The following is a 22,430-nucleotide window of genomic DNA, read 5'->3' as shown; positions in this document are numbered from 1 at the left end:
CCTTACGACAGCTGCAGGCTGGGCAACTGCTGGCGCTGGCTGCTGGCGAACGCCTGCAGCAGGCGGCCCAGGCAGGCCGACAGCGCGTCTACCCCTTGCAGGAACAGCGGCGACCAAGCGTGGCCCGCCTCGCTGTGCACCTTGTCGAGGAACACGCCCAGGTGCGCCAGGTCCACCGGCAAGCCGAGGTCGCTGGCCAGCGCCACAGCCTGGTAAGTGCTGAGCAAATCGGGAATGCGTTGCCCCTGGTTGGCAAAACCGCCCTGGCGCACCTTGTGCGCGGCCAGTAGCTGGGCGGCGGCTTCGCGCACGTCATGGCCCACATGGGCCAGGCAACTCAGGGCCTGCAGGCCAGCGCGCAGTGAGCTGTCGCCCCCCGGGAACGAGGCGTAACCCTGTGCTTGTCGGCAGCTTGAGACATAGCCTTCCAGGGCCTTGAGGTCGACACCGCTGGCGTCGCCCAACTGGCGCAGGATCGACACCGCCGAGGCGGTGGACACCATGTCCGAGCCGCGCCCTTCCCAGAAACCGAAACCGCCGTCGGGGTTCTGCAACGACGCCAGCCATTGGCCGATCGCCCGGCGCGGCCCCGGCTGCCCAGCGAACGCACCGGCCGCCAGGCCCCAGTTGGTGCAGCGCACTTCTGCGCCACGGCCCGGCATGTACATGATGCCCGGCTCATTGGGCATCTGGCAGCCTTCGATCCAGCCCAGCGCCGCGGCCTGTTGCGCCGCCGTCAGCGCCCCGCCCAACACGGCAGCGGCGCTGCTCAGCACATCGGCGGCGCTGTCTGCACGGCGGTAGGTGTAGCCACCCTGGGGCATCGCCAGGGTGGCGATATAGGCGGCCACCTCGTCTGCCAGGTGCGCAACCGGCTCACCCAGGGCCTTGAGCGAGCCCACGGCACAGAACGCCGCCCACACATCCTCACCGTCATAGCCGGCCCAGCGCACGAAGGCGCCGGTCGGGCCGCGCAGGCCGTCGATCCATGCCACGCAGCGGCTGCGCTGCAACGGTTGGGCCTGCAAGGCCGCAAGGCTGGCGGTGGCGCGATAGGTCGCCCACAGGCACGGTACATCCGCCGCTTCGCTGAAACGGAAACCGCCGCAATCCTGCTGCTGCGCTTGCAGCCAGCCAACCAGGCGTGGCACATCCCAGCGCGGTGCCGGCAAACCCTGACGGGCCAGGGCGCGGGCCGCCATCACGCCGTAGAAACAGGCACGGGTATCGGCCAGGTCGCGCCGGGCGAAGTCGGCAGACCAGCTCAACCCGCCGTTGGCACATTGCAAACCGTCGAGCCAGGTGTACAGCGGCTCGGCAGCCCGCACCCGGCCCTGGCACACCTCGATCAAGGTGCGCAGCGCATAGTGGCTGGCCCACACGTCGGCGGTCTGGCCCGGGCACATGGCATAGGCGTCACCGTCGAACAGGGTGTGGATCCACTCGGCGGTGTCTTCGCGGCGCTCGACCGCCACGCCCAGGTCGTGGAGCGTTTCGGTGCAATAGAACGTGGCCCAGGCATCCGATGGCATGCCCTTGCTCCAGGCAAAGCCACCGTCGCGGTTGCGCCGCGACTGGATGTACGCCTGCAAGGCCGGGGCGTCGGCACCGTCCAGGCGCTCGACCCAGGCCAGGCTGCGGATCGCGGCATAGGTGCACCACAGGTCTGGCTGGCCATTGCCCAGGCCTTGGCCGCCGGGAAAACGCGGCGCCGTCATGGCTGGCCTCCCACGAAACGCAGGTTGGTCTTCTTCCAGCTCTTTTGCGAAGCGCCACTCTTGTTCAGCGCCGACAGGTTGTTGACGAACAACACCCGGCTCCAGCGCAGGCCCATGTGCTGCTCGGAGCGTTCCAGCAGGCGTGCCAGCAAGTGCTCCTCCTGGCTGCTGTCCCAGTTGACGTCACGTTCCAGAATCAGCGCCGCACTGTCGCTTTGCCGATCCACCTCGATGACATACCCGGTGGCGTCGCATGTGCCGTACACCACCTCCTCGACCGCACGGATTTCCAGGTCGACCCCGGCCACCACGATGCTGTCGCTGTCGCGGCCATTGATCAGCAGACTCGGGCTGGCGCGCCCGGGGTCCCAAGGTGCGGTGATGGTCACGCTGTCGCCGGTGTCCAGGCGCAGCAAGGGCCGTGCGTGCAGGTTCAGGGGGGTGACTACGAGGCGCCCGGTCAGGCCTTCGGCCGGGGTGACCAGGCTGCCGTCGGGCAGCAGCAGTTCGAAATAGTTGGTGGCCGTGGCCAGGCGCATCTGCTGGTCGTCACCTACCGCCGCGAGGGTGCCGGTTTCGGTGCTGCCGTAACTGGCATCGAATACCTCGCACTGCCACCAGCGCGCCAGGCGTTCACGAAACGGCCGGGTATTGACCTCGCCCAGCAGCATGATCGAGCGCACCGACGCGGCGAACACCTGCAAAAGCTCGCGCTGCTTCAGGTAGCGGGTCAGTTGCACCAGTACCCCCGGTGCGATGAACAGCACGGTCGGGCGGTAGGTGTCGAAGGTCTTGCACACCCGCTCCCAGTCGGTGATACCCGTGGTGAACGGGTACAACCGCACATGGGACACGTCCAGGTACTCGCACACGTTGGCAATCAGGTCGCCGACCGGCACGATGTCCGATGGCATCAGGTTGGCCACCCGCGCACCGGGGCGCAATACCGAACGCCAATGGCTGGCAACGCTCACGGCGTTCCAGATGATGTCCTCTTTCAGGCGCGGGGTGGGCGTTGGTTCACCTGTGGTGCCGGTGGTGGCGTAGTACTTGGCAGCATCGCCCAGTTCCACGGTGCAGAACTTCAATGGCTCGCGCTTGAGCAGCGACTTTGCCGTCGGCGGCAATGCCCTGAATGCATCAAAGCTGTATTGGCCAATATCACTGTAGTGGGCGCTCTGTTGTGCTCGCATCCATACAGCTTGCAACTTGCGTTCATAAAATGCGGCGTCGGGGATGTGCCCCACGTGCAGCTGAAGCTCGCGTTCCGCGTCTTTCAGCACGCCGTAATCCTGGTCGCTGTGAACTAACATCGACTCGCCCTCTCGAATAAACAGGGCAGAGAATTGGCGAGCGACGGGGCCAAGTAAAATACTAATTTGCAACCAGCGGTGAGAGTCACAAGGTATTAATCCCCCCTTGAAACGGACAAATACGCACCGCTTAGTAAGCCTATTCTGCTCAGAACTGAGGAATCGTTCCCAATTTTCGGTGACATATCAGACAAAGATATATTTGGTATTTCCCAAGCCGTGTTCGCCCTGCGCACTATCGCCCTCACCTGCTCCTCGGCCAGAACGAGCGATGACCCTCTCAGGAGTGACACACCATGCTGCCCCCTTCCGCTGCCGTGCCGTTTGCCCAGGCCACCTGGGCCATTGATTCGTGGCGTGGCTGCCCGGCCCTTCAGCAACCGGCCTACGATGACCCGGCCGCCGTGCGCCAAGTGCTCGACACGCTTGGGCAACAACCGGCACTGGTAGGTGCCGAACGCATCCTGCAACTGCGCTGCCTGCTCGGCGAAGCCCAGCAGGGGCGGCGCTTCGTGCTGCAGATGGGCGATTGCGCCGAGCGCTTCGCCGACAACACCCTGGTGCGCACTACCCGGCAAGTGGCGTTGCTGCAGCAGATGAGCCAGGTGCTGATGCATGGCCTGCAGTTGCCCGTCGTGCAAATCGGCCGCCTGGCCGGGCAATATGCCAAACCACGGTCCAGTGATATGGACCAGCGCAACGGTGTGAGCCTGCCGGCGTACCGCGGTGATATCGTCAACCATGCCGCTTTCAGCGCCGATGCCCGGCGTGCCGACCCCCAGCGCATGCTGCAGGCCCACGCGCATTCGGCCCTCACCCTCAAGCACCTGCAGGCCCTGCACAAAGCCGGCATCGACAACCTGCTGCAGGCCGGGCAATGGTCACTGGGCTGGCTCGACCAGGCGGCGGATGCGCCACGCCTGCGCGCCCTGCTGGACGAGGTGCACGGCACGCTGCGCTTCATGCGCACCCTGGCCAGTTCCCAGCCAGGGGAATTTTTGTACCGCGAGCTGTACGTTTCCCATGAAGCCTTACTGCTCGAATACGAACGGGCACTGACCCGCCAGCACGCCGATGGCCGCTGGATCAACCTTGCAACCCACCTGCCCTGGATCGGCCTGCGCACGGCCCAACCCGACGGCGCCCACGTCGAATACTTGCGCGGCCTGGCCAACCCGTTGGCCGTGAAAGTCGGCCCCGACACCGACACCACGCAGCTGCTGCAGCTGCTTGAACGGCTCAACCCGCACAACGAACCGGGCCGCCTGACCCTGATCCACCGCATGGGCCCGCGCTTGCACCAACGCCTTGGCGCACTGATCGATACCGTCAAGCTGCACGGCGCCAAGGTGCTGTGGCTGTGCGACCCCATGCATGGCAACACCCGTACCCTGCCCTGCGGCACCAAAACCCGAGCGTTTGACGACATCCTTGCGGAAATCGCCGCCGCCTTTGCGGTGCATGCCCGCCACGGCTCGACCCTCGGTGGATTGCACCTGGAAGCCACCGGTGATGCGGTCACCGAATGCCTGGGCGGCGCAGCCGGGTTGCAGCCAGCCGACCTTGGCCGGCGCTACCTGAGCCAGGTCGACCCACGGTTGAACGCCGACCAGGCCATGGAATTGGCCTTGCGCGTCAGCCTGGATGCCAGCAACTGGCAACAGCACCCTTGAACCCTACGATCACGGAAGAATCAGTAGCCACCATGCCTATCGTCATCTATGTGTTTTCCCTGTGTACCTTCACCTTCGGCCTGTCGGAGTTCGTGGTCGCTGGCCTGGTATCGGCCATGGCCGACGACCTCGGCCTTTCTACCACCGCGGTGGGCTCGGCGATCGCCGCCTATGCCCTGGGCGCCGCCATCGGAGCGCCCCTGCTGACAGCCGTGCTGCTGGGCTGGCGTGAGCGCAGCAGCCTGCTGCTGACCTTGGCGGTGCTGGCCGCCGGCAGCCTGGCGTTCGCCTGGATCGAGCCGTTGTGGGCCGTGAACCTGGTGCGTTTCGTGATTGGCCTGGCCCACGGCGTGTTCATGGCAGTGGCGGCGGATGTGGCGGTCAAGCGGGTCGATGCTGCGCGTGCAGGCCGCGCCCTGTCATTGGTATGGCTCGGTTTGACCCTGGCCCTGGCGCTGGGCGTACCGGCCGGCACGCTGCTGGGCAGCCTGTGGTCGTGGCGGGCGATCTTCGTCGCCCTCGGCGTGCTTGGCCTGTTCAGCCTGCTGGGGCTGTGGCGCCTGATGCCGAGCGAGGCGGCGCCGCGAGTACCCGCCAGTGGGCGCATGGCGGGCCTTGCCGCGCTGATGCGGCGGCCCGTACTGGCGGCTGCGGCTATCGCCATGCTGGTCAGCGTGGCGACCTTTTCGTTTCTGACCTACGTGTCGCCGTTCCTGCTGGAGGTTACCCAAGGCAGCGTGCATTTGCTGAGCCTGGCGATGCTGATGTTCGGCGCAGCCACCCTGCTCGGCAACCTGCTTGGCGGGCTTGGCGCAGACCGCTTCGAGGCAGGGCGTTGCCTTCAGGTAGCGCTGGCGGGGCTTGCGGCCAACCTGGCCCTGCTTTACGTGGGCCGGGAAACGCCTTGGGCAGTGGTCGCCCTGATCGGCTTACTGGGGGCGCTGTTCTTCGCCATCGTTACCTTGTCGACCCTGCGCCTGATCGGTCTTGCCAAGCAGATGGCGCCCCACGCCACCGGGGTGGCCTCGGGCCTGAGCATCGCGGCGTTCAACCTGGGGACGGCGCTGGGCGGTGGTTTGGGCGGCTGGGTGATCGAGCGGCTGGGCTTGGGCTACCTGCCACTGGCCAGCGTGGCGGCGGCGCTGGTGGCCTTTGTGCTGGCGCTTCCGGCGGCATCGCCGGCAGGCCGGCTTCCTCAGCAAGCCCAGAACGCATCGTAACTATCGAACTTAACGGTGAATTTTGTGGGAGCGGGCTTGCCCGCGAACACCGGCGAAGCCGGTGCCATACACCGCGCCGCCTGCTTCGCGGGCAAGCCCGCTCCCACAGGGAATTGCAGCGCGACTGCTGGCACTGTTCCCTGTGCGACAACGCAGCCCGCGAGGGCTGGGTGATCGCCTACAAGTCAAACCTGCTTTGCGCAGCGCCACAACCGCGCCACATCGCATGCCCTAGCCTGCAACAGTTGCGCGGCATCGGCGCAGGCCTGCTGCAACGTCATCGGCCCGCTGGCCAGGGCGAACGCCGCATCGATGCCATGGGCATACAGCTGCTGGTAACCCTCGCCCAAGGTGCCCGCCAGCACCACCACCGGCACCCCATGGCGCTTGGCCACCCGGGCGACGCCCATCGGGGTTTTGCCGCGCAGGGTCTGGGCATCGAAGCGTCCTTCGCCAGTGATCACCAGGTCAGCGCCCTGCACCAGGGTGTCGAGGTCGGCCAGTTCCGCCACCACTTCCACCCCAGGGCGAAAGCGCGCGCCCATGAAAGCCTTGGCGGCGAAGCCCATGCCGCCGGCTGCACCACAACCGGGAAACGCGCGAACGTCCTCACCCAACAGCACTGCACAGTGGTCGGCGAAGTGGCCCAGGGCCTGGTCCAGTGCTTGCACCTGCTGGGCATTGGCGCCCTTCTGCGGGCCGAAGATCGCCGAGGCACCCTGGGGGCCACACAGCGGGTTGTCGACATCGGCGGCCACCTCTACCTGAACCTGCGCAAGGCGCGGGTCAAGTGCGCTGGCGTCGATACGGGCGAGCCGGCTCAAGGCCAGGCCACCCTCTTCCAGCGCCTGGCCGTCGGCATCCAGCAAGCGCATGCCCAGGGCGCGCAGCATACCGCTGCCGCCGTCGTTGGTGGCGCTGCCACCAATGGCCAGGACGATACGCTGGGCGCCGGCATCGAGCGCTGCTTCAATCAGCTCGCCGGTGCCCCACGTGCTGCTGCGGCAGGCGTCGCGCTGGCCGCTGGGCACCAATTGGATACCACTGGCCTGGGCCATCTCGATCACGGCGGTGCGGCTCTCTGCCAGCCACCCCCAGCCGGCCTCGACACGTTGCCCCAGGGGCCCGCGCACGGTCTGCCGGCGCAGCTCACCGTGGCTTGCGGCCAGAATCGCGTCCATGGTGCCTTCGCCACCATCGGCCATTGGGCACTCGACCAGCGTGGCCGCCGGCCACGCCTCGGCCAGGCCGCTGGCGATGGCACGGGCGACGCCGGCAGCATCGAGGCTGTCCTTGAACGAGTCGGGGGCAATGACGATCTTCATGGGGTTCTCCTGTCCAGATAAGCGGCATGCTGACAGCTGTCTGGCGCAGAGGCCTTAGTCGAATGCACAAAAGCCAGGAAGCGTTATTTGGGCAATTGCCTTTTTGCGGATCAATCGGCCGGCAGCAACTGCAAACCCAGGTACAGGCTGAGCATGCCTTCCAGGCGCAGCGGGTCTACCTCGCCCAGTTCGGCCACCCGCTCCAGGCGGTAGCGCAGGCTGTTGCGGTGGATGCCCAAGGCATCGGCGCAGGCCTGGCTCTGGCCGTCGTGGGCGCACCAGGCACGCAGGGTGGCCAGCAGCTGGCCGCTGGCATCCCTGGCGCGAATACGCTGCAGCGGTTCAAGCAGTTCGTCCAGGGCATCTTCGTGGCGATGGCGCCAGAGCAGCGCAGGCAGGCGATAGCGGCTTAAGCTCAACAACTGCGCCTGGGGCAACACTTCGAGGCCATACGCCAACAGGTCGCGCACCCGCCGGTAGCCCCGGCGAAGTTGTTCCAGGCTATGCGCCGCGCAGCCCAGCGCCAGGCGCTCAACCTCCCAACCATGGCGTTGCAGGCGCTCGACCAGGCGCGCTTCGTCCAGCACCAACCCTGCCGGGCGGCACCACAACAACGACTCGCGTGCGGGGCTTACGCACCAGCTGTCGGGGTAACGGTTCAGCAGCCAGGCCGACAGCGCTTCGGCAGGTGGGCCGCTGCGCAACTCGAACAGGCACGGCACCCGTGGCAGCTGGGGTTTAAGCCCCAGTTGCCGGGCCTCGTCGAGCAGCCGTGGCGAATCACCGCTACCGCCCAACAGCAAGGCCAGCAAGTCGTCGCAGCGCTGGCGCCGCCATTGCTGCTCCACCTGCAAGTGGCGCTGGGCCACAAGCATCTCGGCGGTCATGCGCACCAGCTCACCATAGGTGCGCAACTGCTGCGGTTCGCCGGTCAGGCCAAGCACGCCGATCAGCCGGTCATCGAGCATCAGCGGCAGGTTAACCCCCGGCTGCACGCCCTTCAGGCACTTGGCGGCATCCTCATCCAGTTCCACCACCCGGCCATTGGCAAGCACCAGCTGTGCACCCTCATGGCGGGTGTTGATGCGTTCAGGCTCACCACTGCCCAGGATCAAGCCCTGGCTGTCCATGACGTTGACGTTGCATGGCAGAATAGCCATCGCCCGGTCGACGATTTCCTGTGCCAGGTCGTGGTCCAGTTCGAACATGCGGCGATCCTTGTACGGTGAGGTTTTGTTCTGCGGCACAGCGCCCGGCAGCATACGCTGTGCAAACGCACAAAGACAGGTGCGCCATACTCCCTGAGACTCCACGGAGCGAGCGCCGGCACAGGCGACGCGGCAACAACCATAACAACAGAGATCCCGATCATGGCACACAGCCCAGCCCCTGACCAAGGCACGGACACCACCCGCAACGCGCTGTACCGGCGCATCACCTTGCGGCTGATTCCGTTCATTTTCATCTGCTACCTGTTCAACTACCTGGACCGCGTCAACGTCGGCTTTGCCAAGCTGCAGATGCTCGACGCGCTGAAATTCAGCGAAACGGTGTACGGCCTTGGCGCCGGCATCTTCTTCATCGGCTACGTGCTGTGCGGCCTGCCCAGCAACCTGGCGCTCAACCGCTTCGGCCCACGGCGCTGGATTGCGGCGATGATGATCGCCTGGGGCAGCCTGTCGACCTGCCTGCTGTTCGTCACCACCCCCACCGAGTTCTACACCCTGCGGCTGCTGACCGGCGCCGCCGAGGCCGGGTTCTTCCCTGGCGTGGTGCTGTACCTCTCGCGCTGGTTCCCGGCTGACCGCCGTGGCCGCATCATGGCCCTGTTCATGTCGGCGATCCCGGTATCGGGCCTGCTTGGCGGGCCATTCTCCGGCTGGATTCTCGAACACTTCGCCGCCGGCCAGCATGGCCTGGCCGGCTGGCAGTGGATGTTCCTGATCCAGGGCCTGCCAACCGTGGCGTTGGGCGTGCTGGCGATCAAACTGCTCAGCGACGGTTACCAGAAAGCGGATTGGCTGAGCCCTGCCGAACGCCAGCTGATCGCCGCCGACCTTGCCGCCGACGCTGCCAGCAAGCCCAATACCACGGGCGACAGCGTGCTCGCGGTGCTCAGCAACCCGCTGATCTGGACCTTCGGTTTCGTGTATTTCTGCATCCAGAGCGGCGTATACGCGATCAACTTCTGGTTGCCGTCGATCATCAAGAGCATGGGCTTCGACAACCCGCTGCTGATCGGCTGGCTGAGCGCCATCCCGTACCTGCTGGCGGGGGTATTCATGATTCTCTGCGGGCGCTCGGCAGACCTGCGTAACGAACGCCGCTGGCATTTGGTGGTGCCGATGCTGATGGGGGCCGTCGGCCTGTTGATCGCGGTCAACTTCGCTGGCAACCCGACCATCGCCATTCTTGGCCTGTCGATCGCCACCATGGGCGCCCTCACCGGCCTGCCGATGTTCTGGCCGATGCCAACCGCGCTGCTCAGCGCCAGTGCCGCCGTGGCGGGCCTGGCGATCATCAACTCGGTGGGCCAGATGGCCGGCTTCCTCAGCCCGTACCTGGTCGGGTTCATCAAGGACCAGACCGGTTCGACCGACGCGGCGCTGTATTCGCTGGCGGCATTGATCGTGGTGGGTAGCTTGGTGGCCTTGCGGGTATCGCGGGCCGGTGCACTGAGCACTGCACGGGCCGATTGAGGATTGATGTAGGCGCGACAGCCTGTCGCGCCTACATTGACCGCTTCAGGCCGGGGGCTAAAGCTCTCGACGGTCCCTGAACATAAGGTAGAGGGGCGTCAGGCCGGAGTCTGCAGGGAATACGACGATGTAATCATCGAACTGCACCTGCGCAAGGTCTGCGAAACGCGCTTCCGAGGGCACCTCGGGAATGCGCAGAAGCCCAATTGCCGAGGGGTGCCAGTGGTCCAGTGGTTTGTGAGGACTGCGGCCCTTCTGCCACAACACGGTTACAGGCCCGCTACCGTCAGTGCTGAAGGCGAATGCCTGACGTGCAGCATCCCAATCCGCCGAGCGCACCCTTACCCGCGAAGCAACAGTGCTGCCCTGGGTAGAGGTAAGGAGCACGTGGGAGTAGCGGGTGAACGGCTTGACGCCGGTAGTGGCCGGGCCGCTGGCTGGGCGCAATGCGCTACACAGGCGTACCGGCAAATCCACCTCGGCCCGCTCCGCTGCCAACGCCTCCCAGTCCGAGCGCTCGTTGTCGAGCATTTCATATAATGGCACCGTTACCGCAAAACGAGGGTCGTCGCTCGGGGTGCCCAGCACGAATTGAAGGATATCGGCATAGGTACCTGGATGTTCACCGTGTGCGGAGGTTGCCTGCCATTCCATTTCGGCAACAGCGGAGCGAACGCTCTTGATCAACGCGTGCTGCCTCTTGGCAACTTCACGGGACAAGCCCTGCGCTGTCAGCAGTACCGGATGAAGCGTTGCCGTTGCAGCTGCAGCGGCCAAGGTCAATGGGCCATGGCCCGGGCCGGTGCCCGTGGCTCTGGCCAATTGGGCAACCCGGGCTTCCAGGCGTTCGATCAACTCTACGCCACGGGCGAACATGCCCGGGTGGCGTGCCTGCGCAGCGGCCAGGGCTCCGGCATGACGCTGGCTGCCAGCAGTGATTTCTTGCAATAGCACGGCCTGGATAGCGGCGTTATAGAACGGGCTCGTGGCCTCGCGAACGGCAGCTTGATGGGCGTTTCTCACCCCCATCTCCAAGCGCTGAAGCTCATACACGGCGCGCTTGGCCTGGTGCTGGACCGTGACCAGCGTACGCAGAGCCTCTACGCTTAGGGCCAACTGTTGCTCTGGCGTGCTACCTGCCGGGTCAGCGGCCAGGGACCGCTCTAAAGCATCGAGTTGCTGACTGGTCTGCAACTCGGCAGCATGGACCTCTGCTATCAATTTGCGCCCGTTTTCCAAGTTGCGGGTGGACAACTGGTTGGCACGCTGCTCGCGGCTGAGGGTTTGGTGAACGACCGGGGGTTGCAACAACTGATCTTTGAAGGCCGCCTGGCCATTTTGCCGATACCACCACTTGATCGTCTCGACGATGTGCTGGGGGGAGTTCCGCGCGACGTCATCGAGCAAATTCGGATAGAACAGCAAATCGCTACCGTCGGGGTGGCCGACAATCTGGTTGAAGTGGGTGATCCACTCATTATGTGAGGCTTGGTCGGCCTCAAGCTGCCATATGGCTTCTACAAACCCGAGAAAGGCAGGTTCATCGTACTGGTTCAGGTGGGGTCTGATATCCATAATTTTTACCTTTTTTTACTTTAAAGGGTATTTTCAGCTATCAATAGACCACTGAAACTCATTACGGTCCCGATCGTAACCAGTCTCCTTCACAGAAAAACACAGCCTAATTACATTCATGAGCACATCATATTCAAAGATAACACACAGCTTTTCGTATTCACCGCCCGCTATATCAAACTCATCCCAGCCGCCGCTTTTGCCCAGGGACGCTGGTTTTTCATAGGGGGACTGCGACTGAATTGGCTCACCAAAAACACTCAATGTCATTGCCCGACTTAAACACTTAGCATAAGGCTCGGGGAGCTCATGCGAATAGACTGATGACGAAGTAGCCTTCTCGGCGAGCGAAATCGTCAATGCCTCAAAGCGTTGATCTTCGGCCCAGAAACGTAGCTCCAGGCCTGGCATAATTTCCCTATAAATGGATAAGGCTCCAGGATACACCTCGATGAACTCACCAGGCGGTAGGACCCCCTGCCGGACCAGCTCGTCATGAGGTTTACCCAGGCCTGTTAAGTATGCGCTCAGTTTCTCAGGTGTCATTTGGATATTCCTTTCTTTTGGTGAAGAGCGTGCAGCTCCCTTCGAACCTGTTCTATTTCGTGCTCACTGAAACCATATTCCAATAGCCCAGGCCTCAGCGCATCTATATTACTATCAACAGCCGCACGCAAATCTGAAGCATCTTTTAACTGTCTCTCTACACTGTTCCTACCGCCATAAGTCTCACTATATTTTCTATGTACCGCTGCAGGAATCACTACACTCGGGGCGGTTTCCAGCAAAAACTTGATCTCATGCGCTTCCAACATGCGATTATTTTTAACCAAAAATCGTTCGTATGCTTTCCGCGATACAATATGATCCACATCCATTCGATCATTAATGCTCCTACGCGCAAGATCCCTGTACTCTCCAACCTCCAAAGGCTTCGCAGGCTCATTATTCACCACCCCAGGTGCGGGCAGATCGGTGTCGCCGCCGAATCCTGGGATTATGGCCCCGGTTTCACCCGGATTCTCGCCCGGAAGTATTTCAAGACTTGGCCCCACCGGATCGGTGGCTGTGCCCGGCAGCATCCCGGGCAGCTGCGGCGCTTGCGGCAACCCCGTCGGGCCGAGCAGTTCAGCGCCTGGCGCTACCAGCGGCGTCCAGGTGCGGGTGGGTTGGCCTGGAACGGCGGTTGAATCGAACGCCAAGGCCACCTGGGTGCTGAACCAGGGTTGGAACGGCTGGATCGCCGTCAGCACACCAGTTGTGTCAGCCGGCGGGTGAATCCTGATCTGGTCGAGGTTGTACAGCCCGGCGCCAACACCCGCTGCTGCCACATGACGCAACTCGAACGCGCGCCGTGCGCCGCTCCAACTCGCCTTCGCTGCGATGGGCGCAAATCCGCTCAAGATTCGGCGCTGGTTCAGCTCATCAAATTGCCCGAGCAGGCCCTGGTCCGCTGCGATGGCCCGCCAGACCGCGCTTTCAAAGGCGTCCATTTGCGTGAACAACCGACCACGCAACTGGTTGCCAACTTGCTCAGGCAGGGCAACCCCGGCAGCGGCCCTGTTGCCGGGCCACCAGTTACCTGCCGCCACCTCGCCCCTGCCATTGACGACACCGGTCCCGGCCGCTGGCACTGTGAACGAGAAGTACTGAGGGGGTTGGCCGGGTATGCAGACAATGCAGTCGTCAAACCGCAGGTCCATGCCCGCGCCAATAGCGCTCACCTCCGGCTCAAGTGCAAGCACCCTGCCGGCGGGAGCGCTTACCGCAGGCGCCGCTGGGCCACCCAGGACGATGGATTTGCCTGCGGGTGTCTCGGCCTGTACTCGGTAGGTTTCGGTCAGCGGGTCGAAAACGGCATTTCTGACCCGAACTTCGGGGGAAATCTCGCTGCCTGTCGACGCCACCGCGATGCCAGTGCCTGCCGCCAGCTGCTCAACCCTGATGCGACTGGCAAGGCGCGCCGAACCGCCCGCATCGGCTATGGCCTGCAAATCCTGCCCGGGTTCCACACCTAGCAGGTCGGCACCTACACCCACACCCTCCAGGCGCTGCCGACGCTGCTCGGCGGTCAGCTCGCCATCGCCCAGCCTCGGTGAATACACCATGGCCGAGACGAACAGGCGTGCCTTTGGCCCAACCCGGATCGCAGTAACCCTGGCAAGCTCGATGCGCGCATTGAGCATGGCCTGGGAAATGGCGTTGGCGAGCTCCAGCGCGACCCGCGCTCCGCTATGGGTCAGCAAAACACCGCCGGCGTTAGCTGCGGCAACGGGCGCGCTGAGCGTCGCAGCCTCAGCCAGCCGCTGCAGGCGCCGATCCTCGTCGGCCTTTTGCTTGTGATCAACCCGTGCTTCGCGCTGTACCGCGTACTGGCGCTGCTGCTCCCAAAGTGCCTCTCGCTGCCGCCATAGCTGCGTCTGCGTGGCATGCTCAGCCAGCAAATCGGCCGAGCGCTGCGACAGCTGCCGGATCGCCTCCTCCAGCAGCCGCGCTTGATGAGCTGCGGTGTAGGCCGCTTCCCAGTCACGATGCAGTTGCTGCATCTGCTCGGCGGTGGCCAGCCCAGCCAGCCGTGAGGTATAGCTGTCTGCGGTTGCATCAACACCCGCAAAGGCATTGGCCAGGGCTTGATACTCAGCCAGCGCGGGTTGCTTGGCGGCAATCAGCCCTTGTATTTCGTTACGCGCCTTGGTCAGCAGGTAGAGTTGCCAGCGCTCGCCACCTTCATGGTTCGGACGTGTGCGGGCGGCATCGATCTCGCTCTGCAGTGCCTGGGCCAGGCCTTGCGCCTGGGCGGCGTAGTGGGTGTCGAGTTGAGCGCGGCGGTTATCCCGCGCCTGGTTGAAGGCCGCCATGCGTTCTTGCTGCGAGCGGGCCAGCGCTTGGGCATGTGCAGCAGCTGCCGCCGCCTGGCGTGCCTGGTCTTCGGCCTGTGCTTGTGCAAGCGCAGCCGCGCGAGCCCTCGCCCGCTTCTTGCGGCGCCGGCGGCTGGACCCACCGAAACCGCCGCCGAAGCCACCGCCACCGCCAATGCTGAAAAAACCACCCCCGCCGCTGCTGGAGCCCGAGGAGCCTGGGGTGATGACGACTTCACCCGTGGAATTGTCGTTGAGTGTGTTTTGAGCCATACAGATTCTCCTTCTCTGTAGGGCTCAGGCTGATGTTTCGAACGTCGTCGATTGCGTTACATATCTATTGGTTCTTGTTCACTTCTTTCAGCATGTTTCTATTTGGCGGTTTTGTTGCATGGGCCGGCCTCATCGCGGGCAAGCCCGCTCCTACAAGGCTGGCGTTAACCCTGTGAGCCGATCGTCAGCCCGACGCATCCCTCCCATTCCCTCGGCGTCAAATGATTCCAAAGGCCCCCTTTGGAGCAGCCCCATGACTCAGCACGCCGTGGCCCGCCTCGACCAGCTCGACCCCAACCGCCCCCTGCGCGCCCAGGCTGGCAACGAAGAAATCATCCTCATCCGCCAGGGCGACTTGGTGCATGCCTACCAGGCCAACTGCCCACATTCCGGCGCGCCCCTTGAGGAAGGCGTGATTTGCAATGGCCTGCTGGTGTGCCCGTGGCACAAGGCGGCCTTTGCGGTCGACGAAGGCGCGGTGTGCGAGCCGCCAGCGCTGGTTGGGCTGCGGCGTTATCGCACCTGGATAAAGGCCGGTGAAATCTGGGTTGATGACCAGCCCCAGGTGCACAGCGAACCCCCACGCCACAGCGACGCCCGCACCTTCGTGGTGGTCGGTGCCGGTGCCGCGGGTTCGGCGGCGGTGGCCACCCTGCTCGACCATGGCTTTGGCGGGCACCTGATCTGGCTCGACCAGGAGCGTCAGCCGGCCTACGACCGCACTGCCCTGAGCAAATTCGTCATTGCCGGCGAGATGCCGCCCGACGAAGTGCCGGCACTGCTGGAACCGGACCAACTGCGCAAAGGCCACCTGGACCGGCGCCTGGGCAAGGTGCGGGCGCTGGATGCCAAACGGCGCCAAATCACCCTTGCCGATGGCCAGCACCTGCACTACGACGCCGCCCTGCTGGCCACGGGCGGCAAACCGCTGCGCCCGAACATTCCGGGTATCGACCTGGCGGGCGTGATGACCTTGCGCTCGCGCGAAGATGCCGCCTGCCTGCTGGATGCGGCGGAACCGGGGCAACCGGTGGTGATCGTCGGCGATGGCTTCATCGGCCTGGAAGCGGCAGCGGCCCTGCGCAGCTATGGCGCGCAGGTGCATGTGGTCAGCCGCCACGAAGTGCCGCTGGTAAAGCAGGTGGGTGAACGTATCGGGCGCTGCATCCGCGCGCTGCATGAACGCAAGGGCGTGGTCTTCCATGGCCCGACCGAGGTGCTGCGCGTGGTCGGCAGCGAACGGGTCGAGGCCGTGGAGCTGGCCAATGGTGAGCGGTTGGCCACATCGCTGGTGCTGCTCGGCACCGGGGTCAAACCCGCCACGGCGTTCGTGCAGGGCGTGGCATTGGCCAAGGACCAGTCGCTGCCGGTGAACGCCGAGCTGCAAGCCGCCGAGGGCCTGTGGGCGGCTGGCGATATTGCCACCTTCCCGCTTGCCGGGCAGCCGGTGCGTATCGAACACTGGCGCCTGGCCCAGCAGCATGGAGTGATTGCAGCGACGAACATGCTTGGGGAACAGCGCCGCTACAACGACGTGCCGTTTTTCTGGACTTACCAGCATGGGCACACCTATGAGGTGCTGGGGCATGTCCGGGCATGGGAGCGGATCGTGTTCGTCGGGGCGCCGGAGCAGGGCGACTTCGTGGCGTTGCAGTGTGTAGGGGACCAGGTCGTGGCGGTGGTGGCTGCCGGGTACTCGGATGCCATGGCAAGGCTTTCGCAGCGGATGAAGCGGGCGTTGCGGCTGGACGAGGCCTTGGTGTTGATTGGTTAGATTTGCGGCCCATTCGCCTGTAGGAGCGGGCTTGACCCGCGAAGCAAGCACCGCGGTGCATGGCACCGGCTGCGCCGGTGTTCGCGGGGCAAGCCCGCTCCTACAGAGGGTGGCGGTGCGGTTACGGGCGTACAAAACGAAGGGCCGGTCCTGCCTTCGCAAAACCAGCTATGGTTTCCCCCACATCAAATAACAAGAACCCAAGGAGCGCCCATGCCCGCTCAATCCCGCGCCAGTGAACTGGCCGCCTTCGTTGACTGCCACTTCCCCGACCGTGGCCTGATGCCAGAAACCGTGATCGCCGAATCCTGGTACCGGAGCATTACCCAGCACCACCTGGACCCCGAACTGCGCCACGTCGACAACATCCTCAGCGCCGCCGAGATCCGCCAGCACCAGGCCCAGCACGAAGCGTACCTGGCCATTGCCAGCCAGGGCGTCAGCGGCCTGGCCCGGCGTGTGGTCGACGCAGGGTTCGCGGTGCTGCTCAGCGACGCCGACGGCATCACCCTCGACGCCCGGCTGCCCGCCGACGCCCAGCGCTACACGCGTTCCGGGCTGATCGTTGGCGCGCGCTGGGATGAGTCCATCGCCGGCACCAACGGCATTGGCACCGCCCTGGCCTCGCAACAGGCGCTGACCATCCACCGCCAGGAGCACTTCCTGGCCGCCAACGCCCGCCTGAGCTGTTCAGTGTCACCGATCTTCGATGCGCACAACCAGTTGCTGGGCTGCCTCAACGCCACCTGCCTGTACAACGACGGCCCCAAGCAGGCCCAGCACCTGACCCTGCAGCTGGTGAACCTGTATGCCCGCCTGATCGAAAACAGCCACTTCCGCCAACGCTTTCGGGGCCACCTGACCCTGGCGCTGAAAACCCGCGACGGCTTCGCCGACCTTGCCGCCGAGCAATTGCTGGCACTGGACGAGGGCGGCCGGGTGATCGGTGGCAACCGCGCTGCGTTCCTGGCCCAGGGCGCCGACCTGCTCGGCCAGCGCATCGACTGCCTGCTGCCCGCCAATATCGACCAGTTGCTGGAACTTACCCGCGGTGGCGCGCGTGGCACGCAGCTGCGCAGCCATGACGAACGCCAGTTGCTGGATGTCGGCCTGCGGGCACCGGCAGGCTATCGCCAGGCGCCGCGGGCCACTGGCGGCGCTGCAGCCAAGACGCACCCATGCCTGGAGCAGTTGGCCGGCCAGGACCTGCAGTTGCAACAAGGCGTGCGCCGGCTGCGCAAGGTGCTGGACAAGGACATTGCCATTCTGCTCACCGGTGAAACCGGCACCGGCAAAGAAGCCTTCGCCCGTGCCCTGCACCAGGCCAGCCAGCGCCACGCCAAGCCGTTCGTGGCGCTGAACTGCGCCGCCATCCCTGAGTCGCTGATCGAAAGCGAGTTGTTCGGCTACCGCGCCGGCAGTTTCACCGGTGCCAGCCGCAAGGGCATGAAGGGCAAGCTGGAGCAGGCCAATGGCGGCACGTTGTTCCTCGACGAGATCGGCGACATGCCCGCCCACCTGCAAACCCGGCTGCTGCGGGTGCTGGCTGAACGCGAGCTGTTGCCGCTGGGTGGCGAAACCCCCGTGCAGCTGGATGTGCAGGTGATCTCAGCGACCCACCAGGACTTGCCCGCAATGATTGCCCAGCAGCGTTTTCGCGAAGACCTGTACTACCGCTTGTGTGGCCTGCGCATGAAACTGCCGGCCTTGCGTGAGCGCAGCGACCGGCGCGCGTTGATTGAGCGGCTGCTGGCGGATTTGTCGGCGGGGATGCGACTGAGCGATGCGGCGCGGGACTGCTTGCTGGACAACGCCTGGCCCGGGAATGTGCGGCAGTTGCTCAATGCCTTGCGCCAGGCGGTGGCGCTGGCCGAGGGTGGCGTGATCGAACTGGACGACCTGCCGGAAGACTTGCAGGTAGGCGTGGCGTTGAGCAGGCCCTTGGCATTGGAACAGCAGGTCGAAGATGCCGAGGCCCGGCACCTGCTGGAGGTATTGCGGCGCGAGCGTTGGAACATGAGCGCCGCGGCCGAGGCGGCGGGGATTTCGCGCTCGACGTTGTACCGGAAGATGAAACGCTACGGGATCGTTCAACCGAACCAGGTGGGTTGAACAGGCCGGCCTCTTCCCAAGCCTACGGATTTTGCGCCGACCTGGTAGGAGCGAGCGCAGCTCGCGATGGGGCGCGTAGCGGCCCCACGGTTTTAGCTTCGCAGCTCACAGTGTCGGGGCTGCCTTGCAGCCCATCGCGAGCTGCGCTCGCTCCTACCGGGGTTACCCTTGGATGTACACCACCTGGGTCCGGGTGTATTCATACAACCCATGCTTGCCATCGGCCCCGCCGATCCCCGACTTGCGTGCCCCGGCGTGGAACCCTTGCATCGCCTCGAAGTTTTCGCGGTTGATGTAGGTTTCGCCAAAGTCGATTTCGCGGCAAGCCTTCAGGGCCGCATTCAAATCCCGGGTATAGATCGACGAGGTCAGCCCGTATTCGCTGTCGTTGGCCAAGGCAATCGCCTCATCCAGGCCATCCACCACCTGAATCGGCAACACCGGGCCGAAAATTTCCTTGCGCATGATCTCCATATCCGCCTTGCAACCGGCCAGCACGGTAGGCTGGTAGTGGAACCCCGCTCCCAGGTCGGCCACCTTGCCCCCCGTCACCAACTGGGCGCCCTGCCCGGTCGCCGTGCGCACCATCTGCGCCACCTTGTCCAGCCCGGCCTGGTTGATCAACGGCCCCATGTCCAGGTCGGCCTGCAGCGACGGGTCGCCATAGCGGGTGGCGGCCATGGCCTGGGCCACCTTGTCGATGAAGGCATCGGCCACCTTGCGCTCCACGTACACCCGCTCGGCGCAGTTGCACACCTGGCCGGTGTTGATTACCCGCGAAGCGACGATGGCCTTCACCGCCAGCGCAAGGTCGGCATCAGCCAGCACGATCGCAGGCGCCTTGCCGCCCAGTTCCAGGTTCAACTTGGTGATGTTCGGCGCCGCTGCGGCCATGATCCTTGCGCCGGTGGCGACACTGCCGGTGAAGCTCACCAGGTCGACCCCGGCGTGGCTCGACAGGCCATGGCCCACGCTCGCACCCTTGCCGCCGACCACGTTGAACACCCCGGCAGGCAGCTCGGTTTCGGCCACCAGCCGTGCAAACTCGAAGCAGTTGAGCGGGGTTTCCTCGCTGGGCTTGATCACGATGGTGTTGCCGGTCAGCAAGGCCGGGGCCATCTTGCGGGCGATCAGGAAGAACGGGAAGTTCCACGGCAGGATCCCGGCCACCACACCCAGGGGCTTGCGCATCAAGAAGATATGTTCGTTGGCGCGGTCGCTGGTCAGCACCTCGCCTTCCAGGCGGCGTGCCCACTCGGCCATGTAATCCAGGTAATCGGCAGTGAAGTTGACCTCCACCTGGGCCAGCCCCGGCACCTTGCCGCCCTCCTGGACGATGAGGCGGGCCAGGCGGTCGGCGTTGGCCCGCACCTTGGCAGCGATCTGGCGCAGGTAACCGGCCCGCTCGATGGCCGTCTTCGCCGCCCAGCCTTGCTGCGCCTTGCGCGCTGCGGCGATGGCCCGCTCGACCTGCTCGCCAGGGGACTCGGGCACGCGGCCGAGCAACTGGCCGTTGGCCGGGTTATACACCTCGATCAGCGCTTCGCTGGCGACGAACGCGTTGTCGATGTAGTTCTGGTAAACCGAATCGGTCATGGTCGTGTCACTCCTGTGGGTGGTTGTCGGCCAGCGACGATTGGGCGGCCGGCTTGGCGCTGAACTGCTGCCAGGCATTGCCTTCGCGCTTGAGGTCATGGGCGCGCTTGATCAGGTACTGGTGCACCTGCTCGACCTGCTCGGGCTTGAGGTTATCGGCGAACGATGGCATGCCGTCCGGCACCCGGCCGCCGTAGAGGATGCCGAGGAACATCTGGTGCTTTTCGCTGCTGAGCTTGCGCAGGTCTGGCAGCACCCCGCCGCTGACCGCATGGATGCCGTGGCATTGCGAGCAGTTGCCGTCGTACAACGCGGCGCCGGCTGCAACGGTCTTGGCATCGGCGGTCAGCGCAGGCGGTTCCGGCGCATCGGCAGGTGGCGCGGGCTCCTGCAACGGGGCGGTGCCACCGAGCTTATAGGTCAGCACCTGGGCGAACGGCTGCACCCCGGCACGTAGCGACAAGGCCCCGGCAAAGGTGGAGAACGCGCCGCCCCAGCCGGCCATGAAGGTCACGTACTGCTCACCGTCCACCGAGTAAGTAATGGGCGCCGCCATCACCCCGCTGGCCGCCGGCGATTCCCACAGTTTCTTGCCCGAGTCGGCGGCGTAGGCGATGACCCGGCCATCGGCGCTGCCCTCGAATACCAGGTTACCCGCCGTGCTCAGGGTGCCACCGTTGAAGATGGTGATGTAGGGCACTTCCCAGGCCGGCGCCTGCTTGACCGGGTCCCAGGCGATCAACTTGCCGGACCAGGTCTTGGCCATTTCCAGCAGGCCGTCGGCCCCTTCGGGCATCATGCCGGTGCGCAGGCCCAGCTGGTACACGCTCTTGAATGGGTTGCGCTTGGGCGCCTCGGGAATGTGCTCGTAATAGGCCGACATGATGTGCGCCGGGATATACACCAGCCCAGTCTGCGGGTTGTAGGACATCGGGTGCCAGTCATGGGCGCCCCAGAATGCCGGGGTCACCAGCTTGCGCTTGCCGTCCTTCCAGTAGGCCGCTGCCTGCTCGTCGAGGATCGGCCGGCCGGTTTTCATGTCGATGCCCTTGGCCCAGTTCACCGGTACGATGTTCTTGGCCGACAGCAACTCGCCGGTGGCGCGGTCGAGCACGTAGAAGAAGCCGTTCTTCGGCGCTTGCATCAGCACTTTGCGCTGCTTGCCGTTGATCGGCAGCTCGGCCAGGATCATGTGCTGGGTGGCGGTGAAGTCCCAGGCATCGCCGGGCGTGGTCTGGTAATGCCAGGCGTACTCGCCGGTGTCGGCGTTCACGGCCACGATCGACGACAGGAACAGGTTGTCGCCCTTGGCCTGGCTGCGCCATTTCGGGTCCCACATCGAGCCGTTGCCCACGCCGATGTACAGCAGGTTCAGTTCCGGGTCGTAGGCGAACGAGTCCCACGCCGTGCCACCACCGCCCCATTCGACGAAGGCATCGCCGTGCCAGGTTTTGCTGGCGATCTGCATGGCCTTGTTTTCCGGCGGCAGCTTCGGGTCACCCGGCACGGTGAAAAAGCGCCAGGCCTGCTTGCCGGTTTCGGCATCATAGGCCGTGACGTAGCCGCGCACGCCGAACTCGGCGCCGCCGTTGCCGATGATGACCTTGCCGTTGACCACCCGCGGCGCACCGGTGATGGTGTAGCTGCGTTTGTGATCGTCACGGGTGTCTACCGACCACACGCGCTGGCCGGTCTTGGCATCGATGGCTTCCAGGCGGCCATCGAGCACCCCGACATACACCTTGCCCTGCCACACCGCCACGCCGCGGTTGACTGCGTCGCAGCACGCCTCGCCGGCGCGGTGGCGGTCCGATTGCGGGTCGTACTTCCACAGCAGCTTGCCGTTGCGGGCGTCCAGGGCATAGACCACGGAAAACGGCCCGGTGGTGTACATCACCCCGTCGACCACGATGGGCGTTGCCTCCACGCCCCGGTCGAGGTCGAGCTTGTAGCTCCAGGCCAGGCCAAGCTGGTTGACGTTGCTCTGGTCAATGGCCTTGAGCGGGCTGAAGCGTTGCTCGTCGTAGGTTCGGCCATGGCTCATCCAGTTACCGGGTTCCTTGTCGGCAGCGATGATGCGCTGGCCATCGACCTCGGCGGCAAAGGCAGGGGTGCTGCAGGCCATGCCCAGGGCCAGGCAGCTCATTAGCAGGCGGTACGGGCCGGTTCGGTTCATGCTGGGTTCTCCGTTCTTGTTATGGCGACACCGCGGCAGGCGTCGGCTATGCACAGAGCAACCGCTGTGCCAGGGGCCTGAGAATGGCTTGCGAGGCGCTGAACAGAGGGGTTGCGGC

Annotated in this window: 14 protein-coding genes; 5 read left to right on the top strand and 9 right to left on the bottom strand. The window is 64.8% G+C overall.

Annotation, left to right across the window (positions count from 1 at the left end):
• Positions 1 to 2 precede the first annotated feature (2 nt).
• Positions 3 to 1,718 (bottom strand): prenyltransferase/squalene oxidase repeat-containing protein, encoded by a 1,716-nt coding sequence (locus F3J45_RS10335; protein WP_167061225.1) that lies wholly within the window; start codon positions 1,716 to 1,718, stop codon positions 3 to 5.
• Positions 1,715 to 3,031: a phenylacetate--CoA ligase family protein gene (locus F3J45_RS10330; protein WP_167061222.1), complete on the bottom strand. Its 1,317-nt coding sequence runs from the start codon at positions 3,029 to 3,031 to the stop codon at positions 1,715 to 1,717. Before F3J45_RS10330 ends, F3J45_RS10335 begins: the two co-directional genes overlap by 4 nt.
• 296 nt (positions 3,032 to 3,327) lie before the next feature.
• Here F3J45_RS10330 and F3J45_RS10325 point away from each other — a divergent pair, with 296 nt between their 5' ends.
• Both F3J45_RS10325 and F3J45_RS10320 read left to right on the top strand, forming a co-directional pair.
• Positions 3,328 to 4,704: a 3-deoxy-7-phosphoheptulonate synthase class II gene (locus F3J45_RS10325; protein ID WP_167061219.1), complete on the top strand. Its 1,377-nt coding sequence runs from the start codon at positions 3,328 to 3,330 to the stop codon at positions 4,702 to 4,704.
• A 32-nt stretch (positions 4,705 to 4,736) separates the two neighbouring features.
• The gene (locus tag F3J45_RS10320; RefSeq protein WP_167061216.1) at positions 4,737 to 5,924 is read left to right on the top strand and encodes an MFS transporter; all 1,188 of its coding nucleotides are present in this window, start codon (positions 4,737 to 4,739) and stop codon (positions 5,922 to 5,924) included.
• A gap of 185 nt (positions 5,925 to 6,109) precedes the next feature.
• Here F3J45_RS10320 and F3J45_RS10315 read toward each other — a convergent pair whose 3' ends face one another.
• On the bottom strand, positions 6,110 to 7,249 hold the full coding sequence (locus F3J45_RS10315; RefSeq protein ID WP_167061214.1) for a glycerate kinase: 1,140 nt from the start codon (positions 7,247 to 7,249) through the stop codon (positions 6,110 to 6,112).
• 110 nt (positions 7,250 to 7,359) lie between these two features.
• Positions 7,360 to 8,457 carry a sugar diacid recognition domain-containing protein gene (locus tag F3J45_RS10310; protein WP_167061212.1) on the bottom strand — a complete coding sequence of 366 codons (1,098 nt, stop codon included), beginning with the start codon at positions 8,455 to 8,457 and terminating at the stop codon, positions 7,360 to 7,362.
• Positions 8,458 to 8,619: 162 nt separating this feature from the next.
• Here F3J45_RS10310 and F3J45_RS10305 point away from each other — a divergent pair, with 162 nt between their 5' ends.
• Positions 8,620 to 9,948 carry an MFS transporter gene (locus F3J45_RS10305; RefSeq protein WP_167061209.1) on the top strand — a complete coding sequence of 443 codons (1,329 nt, stop codon included), beginning with the start codon at positions 8,620 to 8,622 and terminating at the stop codon, positions 9,946 to 9,948.
• Positions 9,949 to 10,005: 57 nt separating this feature from the next.
• Here F3J45_RS10305 and F3J45_RS10300 read toward each other — a convergent pair whose 3' ends face one another.
• From F3J45_RS10300 to F3J45_RS10290, 3 genes are read right to left on the bottom strand one after another with little or no spacing between them, the layout of a single operon-like run.
• Positions 10,006 to 11,523 (bottom strand): S-type pyocin domain-containing protein, encoded by a 1,518-nt coding sequence (locus F3J45_RS10300; RefSeq protein WP_167061207.1) that lies wholly within the window; start codon positions 11,521 to 11,523, stop codon positions 10,006 to 10,008.
• 33 nt (positions 11,524 to 11,556) lie between these two features.
• Positions 11,557 to 12,069 carry a DUF6392 family protein gene (locus F3J45_RS10295; protein WP_167061204.1) on the bottom strand — a complete coding sequence of 171 codons (513 nt, stop codon included), beginning with the start codon at positions 12,067 to 12,069 and terminating at the stop codon, positions 11,557 to 11,559.
• Positions 12,066 to 14,654, bottom strand: a complete 2,589-nt coding sequence (locus F3J45_RS10290; RefSeq protein WP_167061201.1) for an S-type pyocin domain-containing protein — start codon at positions 14,652 to 14,654, stop codon at positions 12,066 to 12,068. The genes F3J45_RS10295 and F3J45_RS10290 overlap by 4 nt, the downstream gene beginning before the upstream one ends.
• 253 nt (positions 14,655 to 14,907) lie before the next feature.
• Between F3J45_RS10290 and F3J45_RS10285 the strand changes: the two genes are divergently transcribed.
• Together F3J45_RS10285 and F3J45_RS10280 are read left to right on the top strand one after the other, a co-directional pair.
• A complete protein-coding gene (locus F3J45_RS10285) occupies positions 14,908 to 16,428 on the top strand; it encodes an FAD-dependent oxidoreductase (RefSeq protein ID WP_167061198.1) in 1,521 nt (506 codons plus the stop codon).
• Between the two features lie 213 nt (positions 16,429 to 16,641).
• Positions 16,642 to 18,540: a sigma-54-dependent Fis family transcriptional regulator gene (locus tag F3J45_RS10280; protein WP_167061195.1), complete on the top strand. Its 1,899-nt coding sequence runs from the start codon at positions 16,642 to 16,644 to the stop codon at positions 18,538 to 18,540.
• A 162-nt stretch (positions 18,541 to 18,702) separates the two neighbouring features.
• Here the strand turns inward: F3J45_RS10280 and aldA are convergent, their stop codons facing one another.
• The gene (aldA, locus tag F3J45_RS10275; RefSeq protein ID WP_167061192.1) at positions 18,703 to 20,136 is read right to left on the bottom strand and encodes an aldehyde dehydrogenase; all 1,434 of its coding nucleotides are present in this window, start codon (positions 20,134 to 20,136) and stop codon (positions 18,703 to 18,705) included.
• Between the two features lie 7 nt (positions 20,137 to 20,143).
• Positions 20,144 to 22,312: a PQQ-dependent dehydrogenase, methanol/ethanol family gene (locus F3J45_RS10270; RefSeq protein WP_167061189.1), complete on the bottom strand. Its 2,169-nt coding sequence runs from the start codon at positions 22,310 to 22,312 to the stop codon at positions 20,144 to 20,146.
• Between the last annotated feature and the right edge of the window lie 118 nt (positions 22,313 to 22,430).

Origin of the sequence: Pantoea sp. Ap-967 (genome assembly GCF_011752565.1) — a bacterium.
Classification (GTDB): Bacteria; Pseudomonadota; Gammaproteobacteria; order Pseudomonadales; family Pseudomonadaceae; genus Aquipseudomonas.
The sequence above is the reverse complement of the archived record's forward strand: the minus strand, read 5'-3'. Positions and strand labels throughout refer to the sequence as shown.